Here is a 21,678-nt window from a genome sequence, read left to right as displayed (position 1 = left end):
GTTGAATCGGCAAGGCGCAATGTTTAGTGGAGGTGCGCTGTTCCGGCTGGTGCATCTTCCGGCATTTCGGCATGGACCAATTCGGCTTCCATGTCCGGAAACAGCGGTGATCCGCAATCGTCGCAGAACTCCATCGAAAACAATTCTGCATGTCGCTTCACGTGCACGACGCCGCATTCTTCCAGCAGAGCGAAAATTTCCTCGATCGGAGATTTGCGTTCGACGACGCTAGACAGCAGTGGATCGGTCGGGGTTTCAACGACGCGATACTGCAATTCGTCGTCGTCCTCCTGGCCGTACAGCGGCCATACAACGCCATACAAGATATCCGGTTCGCCTGAGAGGGAGAATCCGATCCTGTATTCGTCGACGCGTCCTTCGGCTTCTTCTTCGCCGAAACTGCCGATAACAGCCTGCAATGCGTCCGGTTCGATAGTGAGCGTGTGCGTCAGATAATGGACGGCGGCACGAATCGACGCCGGACGAATCAGACGATCGCCTTCGCGGCAGGCAACAAAATACGCTTCCGGCAGCAGCAGTTCGATGCCGCAACCCGGCAGCAGACGCGCAATGTTCGGCATGGCTTGCGTATTCCATTGCGACAGCGCTTCATCACGTTCCGTCGGATTGGACGACGCCTGCCAGCGGAACAGCGCTTCGCCGGCTGGTGCAGCGACAACGGCCAGCAGGTAACGCGTGTCGGCGAGAAAGGGGGCAGTTTCCGCCGCATGCGGTGAGTTCTTTACCGGTGCATCTTTCAATGCGGCTTGTGTCATTTGCTGCGTCAGCGCGAAGGTGTCGGCATGCGTACGCGGCAACTGATCGATGGAGAACAGCGTCGGAGCCATTGCCAGCTTGGTATCCGGCGCCAGCACATGCGCATGCAGATGGGCAGACAGGGTCATCACCATGTCGGCAGGAATCGGACCCGACGCGATCGAGAAGCGCGTCCATGCCAGAATCGGCATCGCGATCAGCAACGCGTCGTAGCTTGTGCCGTTCAGCTCGACGATGCAGGACTCGCTGGCCGCCTCGACGTTTTCCATCAGCGCGTCGTAGGCGTCGGATTCCTGCTTGAACAAATGATCGAGCGAACTTTCGATTACGTCCTGATGATGGTTGCGCAGCAGTTTGCGCAACAGGACATCCAGCTGGCTTTCCCAGTAACGTTCTTCCAGCCGACTGGCGGCCTGAGCAATCGCCTGTGCGAAAGCGTTCAATCGCAGGCTATCGGCCGATAGTTTCTGGGTAGCAGTTTTGAAAGGACGGCGCATGGGGAGTGTGATGATAGGCAGTGGAGGCCTATTGTAGTGGATAAGCTGTCTGTGACGGCAGGATGTTCTTCACGCGCTCGAAAGCACCTGCACAAGAAAAAGCCGCATGCGAAAGACATGCGGCTTCGGGACTGCTGTTCGCACATCCTGACGGATGTGCTGCACAACGACGACTATGCGGCCAGCAACTGACGCAGCACGAATGGCAGAATGCCGCCGTGCTTGTAGTAATCGACTTCGATCGGCGTATCGATACGCAGCAACACCTTGACTTCTTGCGTTTTGCCGTTGTTGCGATGGATGACCAGCGTGACTTCCTGCTGTGGCACGATTGTGCCTTCCAGGCCTTTCAGGTCAAACGTTTCATCCCCGTTGATGCCGAGTGTTGTGACGCTGTCGTCGCCAATGAACTGCAGCGGCAGCACGCCCATGCCAACCAGGTTGGAACGATGGATACGTTCGTACGAACGCGCGATGACGGCTTTTACGCCCAGTAGTTGCGTACCTTTTGCAGCCCAGTCGCGCGAAGAGCCGGTGCCATATTCTTCACCCGCAAACACCATCGTCGGCGTGCCCGCGTTCTGATAACGCATCGCGGCATCGTAGATCGACATTTCTTCGCCGCTCGGCTGGAATCGGGTGATGCCGCCTTCAACGCGCGAGCCATCAGGCTTCAGTGGAATCATCAGATTCTTGATACGCACGTTGGCGAAGGTGCCACGCATCATGATTTCGTGATTGCCGCGGCGTGAACCATACGAGTTGAAGTCGGCCTTCAATACGCCGTGTTCTGTCAGCCATTTGCCCGCCGGGCTGCTGTCCTTGATCGAACCGGCAGGGGAGATGTGGTCGGTCGTGATCGAGTCGCCGAACACGCCGAGCGCGCGCGCGCCCTTGATCGAGGTTGCGGCCGCCTTTGGCTCCATTGTGAAGTCGGCAAAGAACGGCGGTTCCGCGATATAGGTCGATTCCGGCCAGTTGTAGACCTGGCCTTCGGCGACGCCCGTGATGCCTTCCCACAGCTTGCCGGGTTTGGTTTTGACCTGTGCGTAGTTGTCCTTGAAGTTCTTCGCATTCATCGCGTACTTCATCAGCTTCTCGACTTCCTGCGACGTCGGCCAGATGTCGCCCAGATAGATGTCGCGCGGTTTGCCATCCTTGCCTTTGCCGCGACCGACCGGTTCGGTCATCAGATCGCGTGTGACCGTGCCGGCAATCGCGTAGGCGACGACGAGTGGTGGTGATGCGAGGAAGTTGGCGCGGATGTTCGGATGAATGCGCGCTTCGAAGTTGCGGTTGCCGGACAATACAGCGGCAGCCACCAGATCGTTCTTCGTGATGGCTTCGTTCATCGCCGGCGTCAGATCACCTGCGTTACCGATGCAGGTCGTGCAACCGTACGCCGTCAGGCCGAAGCCGAGTTTTTCGAGATAGGAGAGCAGGCCGGCTTCTTCCAGATACTGCGTGACGATGCGCGAACCCGGCGCGAGCGACGTCTTGATGTGCGGAGCGACTTCCAGGCCTGCTTCGACTGCTTTCTTCGCCAGCAGGCCGGCGGTCAGCAATACGCTCGGATTGGACGTGTTCGTGCACGAGGTGATGGCAGCGATCAGGATGTCGCCGTTCTTGACGGCGACGCCGTCGGCATTCGTGTAGCTGGTGTTCAGATCTTCGGCTTTCTTGTTGAAGCCGTTTTCGGCGACCGGCTTGACGAACAGGTCGGCGAACTGCTGCTTGACGTGGCCGATCTCGATACGATCCTGTGGGCGTTTCGGACCGGCCAGCGACGGTGCAACCGAACCGAGGTCGAGTGCGACGACATGCGTGTAGTCGATCTCGCCGGATTTCGGCACACCGTACAGATTCTGCGCCTTGAAATAAGCCGCGAACGCATCGATCTCCTCTTTCGTGCGGCCGGTACCCTTGAAGTAATCGATGGTGGCATCGTCGACCGGGAAGAAGCCCATCGTCGCGCCGTATTCGGGCGCCATGTTGGCGATCGTTGCACGGTCGGTCAGCGACAGTGATTCGGTGCCTTCGCCGAAGAATTCGACGAACTTGCCGACGACTTTTTCCTTGCGCAGCAGTTCGGTAATCGTCAGCACCAGATCGGTCGCGGTCACGCCGCCGCGCAATGCGCCGGTCAGGTTGACGCCGACCACGTCCGGTGTCAGGAAGTAAACCGGTTGACCCAGCATGCCGGCTTCCGCCTCGATGCCGCCGACGCCCCAGCCGACCACGCCGATACCGTTGATCATGGTGGTATGCGAATCGGTGCCGACCAGTGTGTCCGGATAGTAGACATCGGTCTTGCCGCCGTCATTGCGTTGATGCACGCCGCGGGCAAGATATTCGAGGTTGACCTGGTGCACGAGGCCGAAGCCCGGCGGCACGACGCCGAACGTGTCGAAGGCTTGCATGCCCCATTTCATGAACTGGTAGCGTTCGTTGTTGCGCTTGAATTCCAGCTTCATGTTGAGGTCGAGCGCATTTTTTTCGCGGAAATGATCGATCTGCACCGAGTGATCGACGACGAGATCGACCGGCACCAGCGGTTCGATATTTTTCGGATTCTTGCCCAGTTTGCCGGCGACATTGCGCATCGCAGCCAGATCGGCCAGCAATGGCACACCGGTAAAATCCTGCAGCACGACGCGTGCGACGATGAAGGGGATTTCGTCGGTGCGTGCGGCGTTCGGTGCCCAGCTCGCAAGCTGGCGCACGTGTTCGTCGGTGACCTTCTTGCCGTCGCAATTGCGCAGCACGGATTCCAGCACGATGCGGATCGATACCGGTAGGCGGGAGACATCCACGCCCAGTTTCTTGCCCAGAGCCGGCAACGAGTAAAACGCGCCTTTGCGGGCTCCCGAAATAGTGAATTCCTTGAGCGTATCCAATGAGTTGCGCGACATGATTTCTCCTTAATGCTGAATGGTGCTGAATAGCTGATACGTTAAACGGCGTGCTTCTGTGGTTGGTGCAGCATCGTAATCATCGGGAAGGACGACGCAAGACGATGCTTATCCACGTCTATCCACATTTATCCACGCTTTGCCGCGAATGCCTTTTGCTGTTCCGCATTGCGGCATTCGTTTGCCAGTTGCTGGCCTTTGCGGGAATCGAGCAGCATCGCTTTCGATGGAATGTTGATCCAGACCAGGCCGTATTTGCGATTCTCGAAACGGTTGGCGCCGGTACTGGTGCCGACGCGGCGCAGGCGATGCACAGAATTCTTCCAGCGGATCGCCATGTACTTGTCGTCGGCTTCGTTCGTGTACGTCGTGATCTTGTTGCCGAGTTCGCATTGATAGTCGGTCACGGTCGAGCCTTCGATATTGGCTTCGCCGAGGTCTTCTTCGTTTTCATCGGCAACCAGTGCGCCACCAGCCGCTGCCGCCGCCGCAGGGGCAGCTTTCTTGACGGTTTTCTTCACCGGTTTTTTCGCGGCTTCCTTTTTTGCTGTTGGCGCCGGGGGCGTCGATTGTGCGAAGGCGGGTACGGACGACATGCCGATCAGCAGAAGGGTGCAGAGCAGTTTGTTCATGCGGGAATCTCCATTGGTTTTTGGTGATTCTGTCCGAATATTGCTTGTCCGGACAGAAGGATTCATAAAATTGTTTGTGCGGCCGCAGGCAATGCCATGCCGCTGGTCCGGGCACGCTGCAGGATCGTCCAGTAATAACGATAACTGGCGCGGTCGTGCAGTTTGCCGTCGTGTTGTATCGGACCCCATTTCACCGCCTGGGCTTGCGACAGGATTGCAGTCGCTTCGTTTACTTCAGAAAGCTGCGGAGCAAAGGAGGCGAGAATGGGGCGAATCTGGTTTGGATGAATGCTCCACATCCGTGTGTAGCCGCATTCATCGGCGGCGCGACGTGCGTCGTCGGCAACGATGGCGGTATCGGCGATTTCCGTCGTGACGTTGTGCGACGGCGTTTTTCCGTGAGCATGGCAGGCTGCCGCGATTTCCAGTTTGGCGCGCATGACCAGCGGATGCGTGAACTGGCCGGGCGAACGCATGGCGTTTCCGGGAATGGCGCCGTAGTGAGCGGAAACGAAATCCATCACGCCGAACGACAGGCATTCCACCTGCGGCAACACCGCGATGTCATGCACGTCGGCCAGCGCCCCGTGCGTCTCGATCAGAACGTGCACGGGAAGATTGTCGCGGCCCTGTTTTTTTGCATGCTGATTGATCAGGGCAACTGCATTTCTCACGTCAATCACGCTTTCGACTTTCGGGACGACCAGATAGGCGATTTTCTGCGCGGCGTGTTGCAGGATGATGGCAATGTCCTGCTCGAAGAATGCGCTGGTGACGTCATGTACACGCGCGCCGATGCGACCGAAGCGATTGTCGTCACTGGCAATTAGTGCGCCCAGCATATGGGCATGCGCCTCCTCGTTGCCGTGGGCGGCGCCGTCTTCGCAATCGAAGGTAATGTCGAACACCGGTCCCAGTTCATGTTGCAGCGCCAGCGATTTGCGCATCAGCTTTTCGGAGCCGGCATAGTGATCGCATGCCGGAATGGAAACCGGCGGGCACGTGCCTTGAAAAAGGACTTCGGAAGGGCGCATGTGAGGCGTGTTATGTGGCTTGCATTCAGGCTGGCTGGGGTGATGAATGGACATGCGAGCCTGCCCATTCATCGTCAGGACATCAAGCGAGCAGGTGTTTGACGCCTTCGCGTTCTTCTAGCAGTTCCTTCAGGGTCAGGTTGATGCGCTCTTGCGAGAATGCATCGATATCCAGACCTTGCACGATCTTGTATTCGCCATTTTCGGTGGTGACCGGGAAACCGAAGATCGTGTCTTTCGGAATGCCGTAGGAACCATCGGATGGAATGCCCATCGTGGTCCATTTGCCGTTGGTACCGAGCACCCAGTCACGCACGTGATCGATTGCTGCATTGGCAGCCGAGGCCGCCGACGACAGGCCGCGCGCATCGATGATGGCGGCGCCGCGTTTGCCGACGGTCGGCAGGAAGACGTCCTTGTTCCAGACGTCATCGTTGATGGCTTCCTTGACCGATTTGCCATCGATCGTGGCGAAGCGGTAATCCGGATACATCGTCGGCGAGTGGTTGCCCCAGACGCAGAGTTTTTCAATGGCCGTAACTGGCTTGCCGGTCTTTGCCGCGACTTGCGACAGCGCGCGGTTGTGATCCAGGCGCAGCATGGCGGTGAAGTTCTTGGCTGGCAGGCTAGGCGCCGATTTCATCGCGATGTAGGCATTGGTGTTGGCAGGGTTGCCGACAACCAGCACCTTGACATTGCGCGACGCGACGGCGTCGAGCGCCTTGCCTTGTACCGTGAAGATCTGTGCGTTGGCTTCGAGCAGATCCTTGCGTTCCATGCCAGGGCCGCGCGGACGTGCGCCGACCAGCAGGGCAACGTCGGCATCCTTGAATGCAGTCATCGCATCGCTGTGCGCGGTCATGCCGGCCAGCAGCGGGAATGCGCAATCGTCGATTTCCATCATCACGCCTTTCAGCGCTTTCTGTGCTTTTTCGTCGGCGATTTCCAGCAGTTGCAGGATCACCGGCTGGTCTTTGCCCAGCATGTCGCCGTTGGCGATACGGAAAAGAAGCGAGTAGCCGATCTGGCCGGCGGCGCCGGTAACGGCAACACGCATGGGGGCTTTAGCCATGTTGAATCTCCAAGAGAATGATGAAATCGATGATGCGGATTTCGGGAAAAAATTCGCGTCGCGCAATGATACAGTCGAATACCAAGGAAGTCAGCGGACAACTCGTCTGGTTTGTCCTGCGGCATTGCATGAGCTTGCCGAATGACTGGGGGTTGCGACTCGTGCTGTGCGGCGAGATTGATCGTGCCGCGAGTGTAGTGGCTGGATGTATTGCTGTCAATATGTATCTTATGTCTTATATAAGACATATTAATTGAGAGTTTTGCTGGACGGATAACGCTTTTTGTGGTGAAATCCGTTCCATGACCTCCGCCCAGTCTTCATCGTCGAGTAACGCGGCGCCTCCTTCGGCAGGGACTGCGGCGCCCGGTTCTTCGCCGACTTTCAGTCCTCTTTATCAGCAAATCAAGACACTGATCATGCAGAACCTGCAGTCAGGCGAGTGGCGTGCCGGCGAGCTGATTCCGAGCGAAATGGAACTGGCGGCGCGCTTCAAGGTCAGCCAGGGAACCGTACGTAAAGCCATCGACGAACTGGCTGCTGAAAATCTCGTCGTACGCCGGCAAGGCAAGGGCACGTTTGTCGCCACCCATCAGGAAGCGCGTGCGCAGTTCCGTTTTTTGCGTCTGAAGCCTGATGTCGGCGACGCCCAGTATCCCGATAACGTCATCATTGAAGCCAAGCGCCTCCGTGCGTCGGCGGATATCGCGCGTCAACTCGACATCAAGACCGGCGATTCGGTCGTCTTCATGAAGCGCATGCAGTCGTTTGACGGCGCGCCTACCATTCTGGAAGAACTCTGGTTGCCGGGCATGTTGTTCAAGGGCTTGTCGGTCGAGCGCATGTTGCAGTACAAGGGCCCGATGTACGCGTTGCTGGAAACCGAATTCGGTACGCAAATGATTCGCGCAGTTGAAAATATTCGTGCAGTTGCGGCCGATGCGCATGCTGCCGAGTTGCTCGGCATTGCGGTCAATACGCCGCTGCTCAGCGTGAACCGACTGTCGTTTACTTATAGTGACAAGCCGGTTGAAGTGCGCCGGTCCTTGTATGTGACGAACGGCCATCACTATGAAAACGAATTGAGCTGACGATGAAAAATCTTTCGATGAAAAATTTTCCTTGCATCGGGAATGTCACGAAAATTGAATGGTGCGGTATTTCAAAATCGGTGAAAATTGCATGTTCATCTCATTCGGGAAAATCACACCATGTCTGAGCCAGTCAAAACCGGCAAGCCGCAATTCCGCAATATCAATATCGTCGATATTGCACGTTATCGCCTTCCATTGGCCGGTTTCCTGTCGATTTTGCATCGGGTCAGCGGCGCACTGATGTTTCTGTTGCTGCCGTTTGTCCTGCTGATGCTGGACAAGAGCCTGATGTCAGAAATCTCGTTTGAATACTTCAAGGGCATTGCGTCGCACTGGTTCGTCAAATTGCTGATCCTTGCGTTATCGTGGGCCTACCTGCATCACCTTTGTGCCGGCATCCGCTATCTGTTGATGGATATCCATATCGGGCTGGACAAGGACAAGGCCAGAAAATCGTCCGTCATCGTCTTCGCGATCAGCCTGCCGCTGACGCTGATTGTCGCCCTCAAACTGTTTGGAGCATTCTGATGGCAAATGACAATATCGGACCGCATCGGCTCGTCGTCGGTGCGCACTACGGACTGAAGGACTGGCTCGCGCAGCGCATCACCGCGATCGTCATCGTTTTCTACACGCTGGTATTGCTGGTCACCTTTCTGATCGCCGGCGATTTCAGCTACGAAGGCTGGGCCGGATTGTTCGCGCAGCAGTGGTTCAAGATGCTGACGTTCGTCACATTCCTCGCCTTGTTCTATCACGCATGGGTTGGCATGCGCGATATCTGGATGGATTACATCAAACCGGTTTCGATCCGTCTCGCGCTGGAAGTCGCGACGGTTGTGTGGCTTGTCGCATGCGCCGGCTGGGCCGCGCAGATTCTTTGGAGAGCCTAACGTGGCAGCAATCAAATCGAGTGTTCCGGTTCGACATTTCGACGCCATCATCGTCGGTGCCGGCGGTTCCGGCATGCGTGCATCGCTGCAGCTTGCCGAAGCAGGGCTGAGCGTTGCGGTGCTGTCGAAGGTTTTCCCGACACGTTCGCATACGGTAGCGGCACAGGGCGGTATCGGTGCGTCGCTCGGAAACATGGCCGAGGACAACTGGTACTGGCACATGTTCGATACCATCAAGGGCTCGGATTATCTGGGTGACCAGGATGCGATCGAATTCATGTGCCGCGAAGCGCCCAAGGTTGTCTACGAACTCGAACATTTCGGTATGCCGTTCGATCGCAATGCGGACGGCACCATTTATCAGCGTCCGTTCGGCGGACACACCGCGAATTTCGGCGAGAAGCCGGTGCAGCGTGCCTGTGCCGCCGCCGATCGTACCGGTCACGCAATGTTGCATACGCTGTATCAGCGCAATGTTCGCGCGCACACGCATTTCTTCGTTGAATGGATGGCGATCGACCTGATGCGCGACGCGGATGGTGACGTGATCGGTGTCGTCGCGCTGGAGATGGAAACCGGCGAAGTCATGATCCTGCAGGCGAAAACCACATTGCTGGCAACCGGCGGTGCAGGGCGCATCTGGGCGGCATCAACCAATGCGTTCATCAATACCGGCGATGGCATGGGCATGGCGGCGCGTGCCGGCCTGCCGCTGGAAGACATGGAATTCTGGCAGTTCCATCCGACCGGTGTGGCCGGTGCGGGCGTGCTGATCACCGAAGGCGTGCGCGGCGAGGGCGGTATTCTTGTCAACAGCAACGGCGAACGTTTCATGGAGCGTTATGCACCGACGTTGAAGGATCTGGCGCCGCGTGACTTCGTATCGCGCTCGATGGATCAGGAAATCAAGGAAGGTCGCGGCGTCGGTCCGCACAAGGATCACGTGCTGCTCGATTTGCGTCACATCGGCGCCGACACGATCCGACGTCGTCTGCCATCGATTCTGGAAATCGCGCACAAGTTTGCGAACGTCGATGCGACGCGCGAACCGATTCCGGTGGTGCCGACGATTCACTATCAGATGGGCGGTATCCCGACCAATATTCACGGGCAGGTGGTAGCGCCGCGCAACGGCAATCCGAATTCGGTGATCAACGGTTTGTATGCGATCGGCGAATGCGCCTGCGTTTCGGTGCACGGTGCCAATCGTCTCGGCACCAATTCGCTGCTTGATCTACTGGTGTTCGGTCGTGCCGCAGGCAATCACATCGTGCGCAGCAATCTGACGCGGCGTGAACACATTCCACTGCCGGCCGATGCTGCCGATCTGGCGCTGTCACGACTGGCAAAGCTGGAAAGCAATACCGGTTCCGAGCGCGTGCAGGACGTCGCCAACGATATCCGCTCGACGATGCAGCAATATTGCGGTGTGTTCCGCACCGACGAATTGCTGCAGACCGGCGTCAAGAAAATCATGGAACTGGATGAGCGTCGCAAGCATGTGTCGTTCAAGGACAAGTCCAAGGTATTCAACACCGCGCGTATCGAGGCATTGGAACTGGACAATTTGATCGAAACTGCCAAGGCCACCATTCACGCTGCCGCCGCCCGCAAGGAATCACGCGGTGCGCATGCCCATCGCGATTACGAACAGCGCGACGACGTAAACTGGCTGAAGCATTCGCTGTATTTTTCCGAAGGCAATCGTCTCGAATACAAGCCGGTCGTCACGCAACCGCTGACGGTCGACACTTTCAAGCCGAAACCACGTACTTTCTAAGGTCAAAGACATGGCACGGACAATCAGACTACAGATTTACCGCTACGATCCGGACAAGGATGCGAAGCCGTACATGCAGGACGTGACGGTCGAACTGCACCCGCACGACAAGATGCTGCTCGATGCCTTGCAGCGTATCAAGGCCAACGTTGACGACTCGCTATCGTTGCGCCGCTCGTGCCGTGAAGGCGTGTGCGGCTCGGATGCAATGAACATCAACGGCAAGAACGGCCTGGCCTGTATCACCAATCTGAACGAACTGACCGAACCGATCGTGCTGCGGCCGTTGCCCGGCCTGCCGGTGATCCGCGACCTGATCGTGGACATGACGCAATTCTTCAAGCAGTACGATTCGATCAAGCCGTTCCTGATTAACGATACAATTGCGCCCGAGAAGGAGCGCCTGCAGACGCCAACCGAGCGTGAAGAGCTCGATGGCCTGTACGAATGTATACTATGTGCCTGCTGCTCGACGTCATGCCCGTCGTTTTGGTGGAATCCTGACAAGTTTGTCGGGCCGGCAGGGTTGTTGCAGGCATACCGCTTCATCGCCGACAGCAGGGATCATGCAACCGGCGAACGTCTGGATAATCTGGAAGATCCATATCGGCTCTTCCGGTGCCATACGATCATGAATTGCGTGGACGTATGTCCGAAAGGACTGAACCCGACCCGCGCGATCGGCAAAATCAAGGAATTGATGGTGCGTCGGGCAGTCTAGGCGCTGGATTCGGCGAATTACATGCGCTGAGCATGCTTCGCTACCATTCTTTTCTTCGCAGGAAATGACATGGAAAAATGCAGAAGGTGGATGCCATGTCGCTGACGACCCATCAGGCAGATCCGGTGAAGCGTGCGCGCCTTAGATGGCGGGGACGTCGCGGCCTGCTTGAAAATGATTTGATCATCACACGTTTTCTGGATGCGCACGAGGAAACGATGACGGATGAAGAGGTGGAAGCCTTTTCAATATTGATGGAACTGCCGGACAACGATTTGCTGAACTTGCTGCTTGCGCGGAATGAACCGGAAGGCGAGAGCGATCTGCCTCAAGTCCGGGCACTGTTGGCAAGAATGCGTGCAATCTAGCGCGCCTCGAAGGTTTTTAAATTGGGATTGAATCCTACGTTACTAGAAGGAAGAGCCATGCCTCACTCACAATCTGACGCCAAAGCCACGCTGTCGTTTTCCGACGGCTCGCCATCCGTGGAGTTGCCGATCTACAAGGGAACCATTGGTCCAGATGTCATCGATATCCGCAAGCTGTACGGCACCAGCGGCAAGTTCACGTACGACCCGGGCTTCATGTCGACCGCGTCGTGCGATTCGACCATTACCTATATCGACGGTGACAAGGGCGAACTGCTGTATCGCGGTTATCCGATCGAGCAATTGGCTGTCAATTGCGACTTCCTGGAAACCAGCTATCTGCTGCTGAAAGGCGAACTGCCGACTGCTGCCCAGAAGAAGGAATTCGTCAACACGGTCAGCAAACACACGATGTTGCACGAGCAGATGCAATTCTTCTTCCGCGGTTTCCGCCGTGATGCGCATCCGATGTCGGTGCTGGTTGGCACTGTCGGTGCGCTGGCATCGTTCTATCATGATTCGCTGGACATCAACGATCCGCATCACCGCGAAGTTTCTGCAATTCGCCTGATCGCGAAGATGCCGACGCTGGTGGCGATGTCGTACAAGTATTCGATCGGCCATCCATTCGTTTATCCACGCAACGATCTGTCGTACAGCGCGAACTTCATGCACATGATGTTCTCGACGCCGAGCGAAGAGTACAAGATCAATGACGTGCTGGTACGCGCGCTGGATCGTATCCTGATTCTGCATGCCGATCACGAGCAGAATGCATCGACCTCGACCGTACGTCTGTCCGGTTCGTCGGGCGCAAATCCATTTGCGTGTATCGCAGCCGGTATCGCCTGTCTGTGGGGCCCTGCACACGGCGGTGCGAACGAAGCCGCATTGAACATGCTGAAGGAAATCGGCACGGTCGACCGCATTCCGGAATTCCTGGCAAAAGCCAAGGACAAGAATTCGGGCTTCAAGCTGATGGGCTTCGGTCATCGCGTGTACAAGAACTTCGACCCACGCGCCAAGCTGATGCGTGAAACCTGCCACGAAGTCCTGAATGAACTGGGTCTGCATGACGATCCGTTGTTCAAGCTGGCAATGGAACTCGAACGCATCGCACTGGAAGATGAATACTTCGTGTCGCGCAAGTTGTACCCGAATGTCGACTTCTACTCGGGCATCGTGCAATCGGCGCTGGGCATTCCGGTTTCGCTGTTTACCGGTATTTTTGCGATGGCGCGCACTGTCGGCTGGGTTGCTCAATGGAACGAAATGATTTCGGATCCGGAACAAAAGATCGGTCGTCCACGTCAGTTGTTCATCGGTCAGACTACCCGCGACGTCGTCGAAATTTCCAAGCGCAAGTAATTCATTGCAGGTAATTCGGCGCAAGTAATGCTGGTGTAAGAAAAAAGGCGGAAAGTGCATCGAAGCGTTGCGCTTTTCGCCGTCTCTCGCAACATGTGCAGTTATGCTATTCTGGTTTTCACTATCAATTCACGCTATAGAGTAAAGTCCTTCCCCACAACTTGATGTGCAATCCGCTAACCGGTCAGGCCGTGTCGCGGAAGGTTGAATAACCCGCTAATCTCGCGAAGACGCGAAGAAAGGTGAGCAAGATGATGCAGCAGTCGGTTTCCACCTCCTATCTGTTTGGAGGGAATGCGCCGTACGTGGAAGAATTGTACGAAGCGTATCTCGATAATCCCGGTTCCGTCCCCGACAACTGGCGTTCCTATTTCGATTCCATGCAGCATGTTCCTGCCGTCGATGGCTCGACGCGACCGGACGTCACGCATGCATCCGTTATCGCTTCCTTCGCCGAACGCGCCAAGCATGGCCCGATCCGCACCGTTACCGCGTCCGAAGATGTCGAGATGGGACGCAAGCGCGTCGCTGTCACGCAGCTGATCGCTGCATATCGCGTACTGGGTAACAACTGGGCCAATCTCGATCCGCTGCAACGGCAGGAGCGTCCGCCGATTCAGGCGCTGGAACCGGCATTCTATGGTTTTACCGATGCCGACATGGACATCGTGTTCAATATCAGCAATACGCATTTCGGGACGGAGACGGCCTCGCTGCGCGATTTGCTGAACGCACTGCGCGATACGTACTGCCGGTCGATCGGACCAGAGTTCATGTACATCAGCGATCCGAAACCGAAATTGTGGTTGCAGGAAAAGTTCGAATCCATCCGTTCGGCACCGACATTTTCCGCCGAAAAGAAAAAACATATTCTGGAGCGACTGACCGCGGCAGAAGGCCTGGAGCGTTATCTGCACACCAAGTACGTCGGACAGAAACGTTTTTCGCTGGAAGGCAGTGAAAGCTTCATCGCGGCGCTGGATGAAGTGGTGCAGCGCAGCGGCGAACGAGGCGTGCAGGAAATCGTGATCGGCATGGCGCATCGCGGCCGCTTGAATGTGCTGGTCAACATCCTCGGCAAGACGCCGCAGGAATTGTTTGCCGAATTCGAGGGACGCCACGTTGATGATTTGCCGTCGGGTGACGTCAAGTATCACCAGGGATTTTCATCCGATATCAGTACACCGGGTGGGCCGATTCATCTGTCGCTGGCGTTCAATCCGTCACATCTCGAAATCGTCAATCCGGTGGTGGAGGGGTCGGTACGTGCGCGTATCGAGCGACGCGGCAACAACGACGTCAACAACGATCCTTCGCAACAGGTGCTGCCAATCCTGATTCATGGCGATGCGGCATTTGCCGGTCAGGGCGTCATCATGGAAACCCTGAACCTGGCGCAAACGCGTGGTTACGGGACGGGCGGCACCGTTCACATCATCATCAACAACCAGATCGGTTTTACCACATCCGATCCACGTGATTCTCGCTCGACGCTGTACTGCACCGATGTGGCCAAGATGATCGAAGCGCCGGTACTGCACGTCAACGGCGACGATCCGGAAGCGGTTGTGTTTGCGGCGCAGATTGCGCTTGATTACCGGCTCGAATTCAAGAAGGACATCGTTGTCGATATCGTCTGCTATCGCAAGCTAGGTCACAACGAGCAGGACACGCCGGCGCTGACGCAACCGCTGATGTACAAGAAAATCGCGCAGCATCCCGGGACACGCAAGCTGTACGCAGACAAGTTGTCCACGCAAGGTGTGATCGACGCGGATCAGGGCGAGGAAATGGTCAAGGCTTATCGCGATGCGATGGATGCCGGCAAGCACACGGTCGATCCGGTCATTTCCAATTTCAAGAGCAAATACGCGGTCGACTGGATGCCGTTCCTCAACCGCAAGTGGACCGATGCCGCCGACACCGCAGTACCGCTGGCGGAGCTGAAGCGTTTATCTGCACGCATCACGACCGTTCCCGAGAACTTCAAGGTACATCCGCTGGTGGAGAAAGTACTGGCCGATCGTGCCGCGATGGGACGTGGTGAAATGAATCTCGACTGGGGCATGGGTGAGCATCTTGCCTATGCGACATTGGTGAGTTCCGGATACGCGGTGCGCCTGACAGGCCAGGATTCTGGGCGCGGTACGTTTGTCCATCGTCACGCCGTCCTGCACGATCAGAATCGTGAAAAGTGGGATGCGGGGACTTATGTGCCTTTGCAGAATGTCTCCGACCAGCAAGGCTGGTTCCGCGTGATCGATTCCGTGCTGTCGGAAGAAGCGGTGCTGGCCTATGAATACGGTTATTCAACGGCCGATCCGAATACCCTGGCGATCTGGGAGGCGCAGTTCGGCGATTTCGTCAACGGCGCGCAGGTTGTGATCGATCAGTTCATCAGTTCCGGAGAAGTGAAATGGGGCCGTGTTTCCGGTTTGGTGATGATGCTGCCGCACGGCTATGAAGGACAGGGTCCGGAACACTCGTCGGCACGGCCCGAGCGTTTTTTACAACTGTGCGCAGACAACAACATGCAGGTGGTACAGCCGACCACGGCGGCACAGATTTTTCACTTGTTGCGCCGACAGATGATTCGCCTGTTCCGCAAACCGCTGGTAATCCTGACGCCCAAATCGCTGTTGCGCAACAAGGACGCCGGTTCGCCTTTAAGCGATCTTGCGAAAGGATCGTTCCAGACTGTCATCGGTGAAGTGGACGAGACGATCGATCCGAAAAAGGTCAAACGCATTCTCGCCTGTTCGGGACGCGTTTATTACGATCTGGTGGCCGCGCGCAAGGAGCGCGGACAGAATGACGTCGCGATCATTCGCGTCGAACAGCTGTATCCGTTTCCGCACAAGGCATTTGCGGGTGAACTCAAGAAATTTTCGAACTCCAACGAACTGGTTTGGGTGCAGGACGAGCCGCAAAATCAGGGCGCATGGTTCCAGATTCAACACAATATTCTGGAAAACATGGACGACGGACAGAAGCTTGCCTATGCAGGACGTCCGGCCAGCGCGTCGCCGGCGGTCGGCTATTACGACAAGCACTATGCGCAGCAAAAGGCGTTGATTGAAGCGGCGTTTGCCAAGCTGAAAGGTTTTGTACAAACGAAATAACGACCCTGCGCCGCCTCGAATACCGGGACGGCGTTATGAACAAACCGAAACGGAGAGTTACATGGCAATTCTTGAGGTGAAAGTTCCGCAATTGTCGGAATCGGTTGCAGAGGCAACCCTGCTGCAATGGCATAAAAAAGTAGGTGATGCCGTCGCGCGTGACGAAAATCTGATCGATATCGAAACCGACAAGGTCGTGCTGGAACTGCCCGCACCCGATGCCGGCGTCATCACGCAAATCGTCAAGGAAGACAACAGCACGGTTGTCGCCGGTGAAGTCATTGCATTGATCGATACGGACAAATCCGCTTCGGCCGGTGCAACTTCCGGGAAAGCGGCGCCTGCTGCAACGACTGCAGCTGCTGCACCCGCAACGCCGACATCAACTCCTGCCAGCCAGGCACCAACATCCGGTTCCGCCAGCGGTATCGCAATGCCGGCCGCTGCGAAGATGCTGGCCGAGAACAATCTTGTGGCAACCGACGTTGCAGGGACCGGCAAGGATGGTCGCGTGACAAAGGGCGACATGATCAATGAGCTTGGGAAAAAATCTGCAGCGCCGTCCGCCGCACCCAAGCAGGCGCTGCAACAGGTTGCAGCGCCGGTCAGCGTGCAACTGACTGATCGGCCGGAAGAACGTGTGCCGATGAGTCGCCTGCGTGCCCGCATTGCAGAGCGCCTGCTTGAATCGCAATCCAGCAATGCCATCCTGACGACATTTAATGAAGTCAACATGCAGCCGGTCATCGATCTGCGCACCAAGTACAAGGACAAGTTCGAAAAGGAACATGGCGTCAAACTCGGCTTCATGTCTTTCTTCGTCAAGGCGGCAGTTGCGGCACTGAAGAAGTATCCGATCATCAACGCGTCCGTCGATGGCAACGATATCGTGTACCACGGCTATTTTGATATCGGCATCGCGGTCGGTTCGCCACGCGGTCTGGTGGTGCCGATTCTGCGCGATGCGGATCAGATGTCGATTGCCGATATCGAGAAGAAGATCGGTGAATTCGGTGCCAAGGCAAAGGACGGCAAGCTGACGCTGGACGATTTGTCCGGCGGTACGTTCTCGATTTCGAACGGCGGCATTTTCGGTTCCATGCTGTCGACGCCGATCATCAATCCACCGCAATCGGCAATTCTCGGTATTCATGCGACGAAAGAGCGTCCGGTTGTCGAAAACGGCCAGATCGTGATTCGTCCGATCAACTATCTGGCCTTGTCCTACGACCATCGCATCATCGACGGTCGCGAAGCGGTACTCGGCCTCGTGGCGATGAAGGAAGCACTGGAAGATCCGGCACGCCTGCTGCTGGATCTCTGATGATGGCTTGTGAAAGCGCACGCATCGCATGCATGCGCTTTTCACCTTGACGGGATAAAACGATATGTCGAAGAATTTTGATGTCGTGGTAATCGGTGGCGGTCCCGGTGGCTATGTCGCCGCTATTCGTGCAGCGCAGCTGGGATTGTCGACAGCTTGCATCGATGAATGGAAGAACGCCAAGGGCGGCCCGGCACCAGGGGGGACGTGTACCAATGTCGGCTGTATTCCTTCGAAAGCCTTGCTGCAATCGTCCGAGTATTTCGATCACGCGAATCACGCATTCGTTGAACATGGTATCGATATCAAGGACGTGTCGCTGAATCTGAAGAAGATGCTGGGACGCAAGGATACGGTCGTCAAGCAGAACAACGACGGCATTCTTTATCTGTTCAAGAAAAACAAGGTAACGTTTTTTCATGGTCGCGGCTCCTTCGTCAAATCGGAAACCGATGGACATGAGATCAAGATTGTCGGCACCGTCGAAGAAAGCATCACGGCAAAGCATGTGATCGTTGCGACCGGTTCGTCGCCGCGCGCATTGCCGAATGTGGATTTCGATGAAAAGCTGGTGCTGTCGAATACCGGTGCACTCGCAATGACCGACGTGCCGAAGCGTCTGGGCCTGATCGGCGCCGGCGTGATCGGGCTGGAAATGGGCAGCGTCTGGCGCAGGCTTGGTTCGGACGTCACGATCCTGGAAGCATTGCCGGCTTTTCTTGGCGCGGTCGATGAAGCCGTTGCAAAGGAAGCGCACAAACAATTCACAAAGCAGGGACTGGTAATCAATCTCGGTGTGAAGATCGGCGCGATCACCAGCGGCAAGAGCGAAGTGACGGTCAATTACACGGACGACAAGGGTACTGCGCAAAAGGCAATATTCGACAAATTGATCGTTTCGATCGGACGTGTTCCGAATACGGTCGGCCTGAATGCGGACGGCGTTGGTCTGCAACTCGATGAGCGCGGCTTCGTTGCAGTGGATGCCGATTGCAAAACCAGTCTGCCGAACGTGTGGGCGGTGGGCGATGTGGTGCGCGGTCCGATGCTGGCACACAAGGCCGAGGAAGAGGGCGTTGCCGTTGCCGAACGTATCGCAGGGCAGCACGGTCACGTTAATTTCAACACGATTCCTTGGGTAATCTATACCTCGCCGGAGATCGCCTGGGTCGGCAAGACGGAACAGCAATTAAAGAGTGAAAATGTCGCGTACAAAAGCGGCAGTTTTCCCTTCATGGCGAACGGCCGTGCACGTGCCTTGGGCGACACGACCGGCTTTGTTAAATTTCTGGCCGATGCAAAGACCGACGAAATTCTCGGCGTGCACATCATCGGTCCGATGGCGTCGGAATTGATTGCGGAAGCCGTGGTGGCAATGGAGTTTCGTGCATCGTCAGAAGACATTGCGCGTATCTGCCATGCGCATCCATCCTTGTCGGAATCCGTCAAGGAAGCGGCGCTTGCCGTCGATGGACGTTCGTTGAATTTCTAGAGAGCGCGATGCCGATCAAACTTTCAGCAGGATTGTTGCTGTCCTTGTTGCTGACAGCCTGCGCAAGCGGCTTTGGTGACGAACAGGTGACGATTGTGACGGCGTCCAACGGTCAGGAATTCAGTGGCGCCAATTGCACGGTACAGACCAGTTCGCGCGTTTGGAATGTCTTGTCTCCGGCGACACTGACGATTCCGGCCAGCGGAGATTTGCGTGTCGTCTGCAGCAAGGCCGGCTATCGCACGTCGGAATTGCGCATGCCGCCGATCGGGCAGACGTCCGGTTCCAATGTCGGTGTCGGCATGGGTGGTGGCAGCGGTGGCGTCGGCGTCGGATTGGGATTCAGCTTGCCTGTCAGTTCCGGTGGCGGCAACTACCCGCCGCGTATTCTGGTGAACATGTCGCCGTCATGACGAGTTAATCGAATATTTTCTTCGGGCGAGCGTGACTCGCCCGTTTTTTTATCTCTGGTGTGGCCGATACGCATGAATGTCAGTGAGTTCTACGAAAAGATGTTGCAGCAGCGCGGCTTCGTCGCTGATGCTGCGCAAAAAAGTGCGGTAACGCGCTTGCAGCAATCCTACGATGAATGGGTGAAATACAAGGTGCAGCGCAGGAACCTGTTTCTTCGCCTGATTCGACAGCCTGTCGTGCCGCGCGGCGTGTACATGTGGGGTGGTGTGGGACGCGGCAAATCGTTCCTTATGGACAGCTTCTATTCTGTCGTGCCGCTAAAGAGAAAGACGCGCGTGCATTTTCACGAATTCATGCGCAGTGTGCATCGGCAACTGGATGAACTGAAACGTGTGGCTGATCCACTCGATGCAGTTGCGGCAGATGTCGCAGCGAAGTACAGGTTGATCTGTTTCGATGAATTCCATGTGACAGACATTGCGGACGCGATGATTTTGTACAACCTGTTCAGGGCGTTGTTCAACCATGGCGTGTCGTTCGTCATTACTTCGAATTTCGAGCCGGAAACGTTATACCCGGACGGATTGCATCGCGATCGGATCCTGCCGGCCATCGCGTTGCTGAAGGAAAAGCTGGATATCCTGCACGTCGATGGTGGTAACGACTACCGTAAACGCGCATTGACTCAGGTGACCGCCTATCACGCACCGTTAGGTAAAGATGCCAATGACAAGTTGCGGATTGCGTTCGAAAGGATCGCGGAAACGACCGATGAAAAGCCGGTAATTCATGTCGAAGGACGGGACATCCGGTCGCTTAGGCGCGCAGGCGGTGTGATATGGTTCGATTTCGCAACACTGTGCGGCGGTCCGAGATCGCAAAACGATTATCTCGAAATTGCCAGTCGCTTCCATACCGTGATTCTGTCTGATGTTCCTGCCATGTCGCCCGCGATGGGGTCGGAGGCACGCCGCTTTATCTGGCTGGTGGATGTGCTGTACGATCACCGGATCAAGCTGCTGATTTCTGCGGCTGTTCCCATGGATCAGCTTTATGCCGAAGGTCCGCAGTTGATGGAATTTCAACGCACCGTTTCGCGTCTGATCGAAATGCAGTCCGTCGAATACATGGAGGCCGAGCGTCGCCATGATGGGAAGCCGAATCTGTAATGTGCGCGAATTGCGCAACGAATCAAGTATCTGAAAATTTATGAAAAAGTCATTGAAACTGCTGATCCTCGCCCCTTGGTTGCTGAGCATGCAAATCGCACAGGCGCAATCTGCAACGGACGAAAGCAAGGATGCGCTCTCTTATACGATCGACGAAGTGGTGCAACGCTATCCTGCCGATTCGATTCAGTCGACGGAAGCTGCAAACGAAGCGTTGAAGGACGTCAGTGCGGCACGTGCCAGACTGGATGCGCGTCTTGCAGCGGAAGAACAGGTTTGCTATCCCAAGTTTTTCACCACGTCCTGTCTGAACAAGGCTGCCGAACGTAAGCGTCTGGACCTGCTCTCTGTTCGTGCCATCGAGATCGAAGCGAATGCCTATATTCGTCATGCACGTGTGGAAAAGCGCGACAGGAAGCTGGAAGAGGCCGCCAGGGAGCGGGCGGCAAAGAATGCAGCAAATCCGATTCTGGTTGCTCCCAAACCTGTAACCGGCGATGTGCCTGCGCCTGCTGAAACCGACGGCGCGGCTGACGAAAAACGCAAGGCTCGCGCCGAGGCGTATGTGAAGAAAAACGAGGATCACGCAAAACGTCAGCAGGAATTGCAGCAAAAGGAGCAATCCGGCGCCGCAGAACGTGCAGCAAATGTCGAAAAGTATGAGGAAAAGCAAAAAGAAGCAGAAAAACGACAGAAGGAAATTGCTGCCCGGAAGGCTGAAAAGGACCGTCTCAAGGCCGGCAAGGCTGCCAAGGAGAATGCAGTGGAACCAAGCTCCGACAAGTGATTGCGGCGAATTGAAAATATGTTTTCTTTATCGCAATAGCTTGTCTGGAAGACATTGGCAATCGAATAATGCCTGCGATTTTTCATTGTTTCGGCAACGATAAAAAATACTCTGCAAATGAATTGCAAAATTTTGTGTTTTATTCTGTATAATCGGCCATCGTTGAGATTCGAGCTTGTGGTGCAGTCTGTCTGTCATTCCTGTCTTGGTTGAAACGATCCA

General features: G+C 56.1%; 19 protein-coding genes. 14 read left to right on the top strand and 5 right to left on the bottom strand.

Annotated elements, in window-relative coordinates; all coding sequences use genetic code 11:
• Positions 1-23: 23 nt before the first annotated feature.
• The 5 genes from VN114_RS12045 to VN114_RS12025 form a co-directional block, all read right to left on the bottom strand.
• On the bottom strand, positions 24-1,274 hold the full coding sequence (locus tag VN114_RS12045; protein WP_325515173.1) for a DUF2863 family protein: 1,251 nt from the start codon (positions 1,272-1,274) through the stop codon (positions 24-26).
• Between the two features lie 173 nt (positions 1,275-1,447).
• On the bottom strand, positions 1,448-4,186 hold the full coding sequence (gene acnA, locus VN114_RS12040; RefSeq protein WP_325515172.1) for an aconitate hydratase AcnA: 2,739 nt from the start codon (positions 4,184-4,186) through the stop codon (positions 1,448-1,450).
• A gap of 128 nt (positions 4,187-4,314) precedes the next feature.
• Complete coding sequence (locus VN114_RS12035) at positions 4,315-4,818, bottom strand: hypothetical protein (RefSeq protein ID WP_325515170.1); 504 nt, start codon at positions 4,816-4,818, stop codon at positions 4,315-4,317.
• Positions 4,819-4,880: 62 nt separating this feature from the next.
• The gene (locus VN114_RS12030) at positions 4,881-5,852 is read right to left on the bottom strand and encodes an HpcH/HpaI aldolase/citrate lyase family protein (protein WP_325515192.1); all 972 of its coding nucleotides are present in this window, start codon (positions 5,850-5,852) and stop codon (positions 4,881-4,883) included.
• Positions 5,853-5,934: 82 nt separating this feature from the next.
• Positions 5,935-6,924: a malate dehydrogenase gene (locus tag VN114_RS12025; protein ID WP_325515168.1), complete on the bottom strand. Its 990-nt coding sequence runs from the start codon at positions 6,922-6,924 to the stop codon at positions 5,935-5,937.
• On the opposite strand from VN114_RS12025, the gene VN114_RS12020 reads away from it, so the two are divergent.
• The 14 genes from VN114_RS12020 (at position 6,923) to VN114_RS11955 (ending at position 21,456) form a co-directional block, all read left to right on the top strand.
• On the top strand, positions 6,923-7,069 hold the full coding sequence (locus VN114_RS12020; RefSeq protein ID WP_325515166.1) for a hypothetical protein: 147 nt from the start codon (positions 6,923-6,925) through the stop codon (positions 7,067-7,069). The two genes, VN114_RS12025 and VN114_RS12020, sit on opposite strands and share 2 nt — an antisense overlap.
• A gap of 157 nt (positions 7,070-7,226) precedes the next feature.
• A complete protein-coding gene (locus VN114_RS12015) occupies positions 7,227-8,015 on the top strand; it encodes a GntR family transcriptional regulator (protein ID WP_325515164.1) in 789 nt (262 codons plus the stop codon).
• A gap of 120 nt (positions 8,016-8,135) precedes the next feature.
• Complete coding sequence (sdhC, locus tag VN114_RS12010) at positions 8,136-8,546, top strand: succinate dehydrogenase, cytochrome b556 subunit (RefSeq protein ID WP_325515162.1); 411 nt, start codon at positions 8,136-8,138, stop codon at positions 8,544-8,546.
• Positions 8,546-8,911, top strand: coding sequence for a succinate dehydrogenase, hydrophobic membrane anchor protein (sdhD, locus tag VN114_RS12005; protein WP_325515161.1), 366 nt, complete (start codon positions 8,546-8,548; stop codon positions 8,909-8,911). Before sdhC ends, sdhD begins: the two co-directional genes overlap by 1 nt.
• 1 nt (position 8,912) lies before the next feature.
• The gene (gene sdhA, locus VN114_RS12000) at positions 8,913-10,691 is read left to right on the top strand and encodes a succinate dehydrogenase flavoprotein subunit (RefSeq protein WP_325515159.1); all 1,779 of its coding nucleotides are present in this window, start codon (positions 8,913-8,915) and stop codon (positions 10,689-10,691) included.
• A gap of 10 nt (positions 10,692-10,701) precedes the next feature.
• Positions 10,702-11,412, top strand: coding sequence for a succinate dehydrogenase iron-sulfur subunit (locus tag VN114_RS11995; protein ID WP_325515158.1), 711 nt, complete (start codon positions 10,702-10,704; stop codon positions 11,410-11,412).
• Between the two features lie 95 nt (positions 11,413-11,507).
• Positions 11,508-11,780, top strand: coding sequence for a succinate dehydrogenase assembly factor 2 (locus VN114_RS11990; protein ID WP_325515157.1), 273 nt, complete (start codon positions 11,508-11,510; stop codon positions 11,778-11,780).
• Positions 11,781-11,837: 57 nt separating this feature from the next.
• A complete protein-coding gene (gene gltA / locus VN114_RS11985; RefSeq protein WP_325515155.1) occupies positions 11,838-13,148 on the top strand; it encodes a citrate synthase in 1,311 nt (436 codons plus the stop codon).
• Between the two features lie 251 nt (positions 13,149-13,399).
• Positions 13,400-16,270 (top strand): 2-oxoglutarate dehydrogenase E1 component, encoded by a 2,871-nt coding sequence (locus VN114_RS11980; protein ID WP_325515190.1) that lies wholly within the window; start codon positions 13,400-13,402, stop codon positions 16,268-16,270.
• A 61-nt stretch (positions 16,271-16,331) separates the two neighbouring features.
• On the top strand, positions 16,332-17,594 hold the full coding sequence (gene odhB, locus VN114_RS11975; protein WP_325515153.1) for a 2-oxoglutarate dehydrogenase complex dihydrolipoyllysine-residue succinyltransferase: 1,263 nt from the start codon (positions 16,332-16,334) through the stop codon (positions 17,592-17,594).
• A gap of 64 nt (positions 17,595-17,658) precedes the next feature.
• Entirely contained in the window at positions 17,659-19,086 is a 1,428-nt protein-coding gene (gene lpdA / locus VN114_RS11970) for a dihydrolipoyl dehydrogenase (RefSeq protein ID WP_325515151.1), read from the top strand.
• Between the two features lie 8 nt (positions 19,087-19,094).
• A complete protein-coding gene (locus VN114_RS11965; protein WP_325515149.1) occupies positions 19,095-19,499 on the top strand; it encodes a hypothetical protein in 405 nt (134 codons plus the stop codon).
• A gap of 72 nt (positions 19,500-19,571) precedes the next feature.
• The gene (zapE, locus tag VN114_RS11960; protein ID WP_325515147.1) at positions 19,572-20,669 is read left to right on the top strand and encodes a cell division protein ZapE; all 1,098 of its coding nucleotides are present in this window, start codon (positions 19,572-19,574) and stop codon (positions 20,667-20,669) included.
• A gap of 40 nt (positions 20,670-20,709) precedes the next feature.
• A complete protein-coding gene (locus VN114_RS11955) occupies positions 20,710-21,456 on the top strand; it encodes a hypothetical protein (protein ID WP_325515145.1) in 747 nt (248 codons plus the stop codon).
• Positions 21,457-21,678: the final 222 nt, after the last annotated feature.

Origin of the sequence: Oxalicibacterium sp. (assembly GCF_035565035.1) — a bacterium.
Classification (GTDB): domain Bacteria; phylum Pseudomonadota; class Gammaproteobacteria; order Burkholderiales; family Burkholderiaceae_D; genus Oxalicibacterium.
Note: the sequence above shows the minus strand (reverse complement) of the source record. Positions and strands in the feature narration are given on the sequence as shown.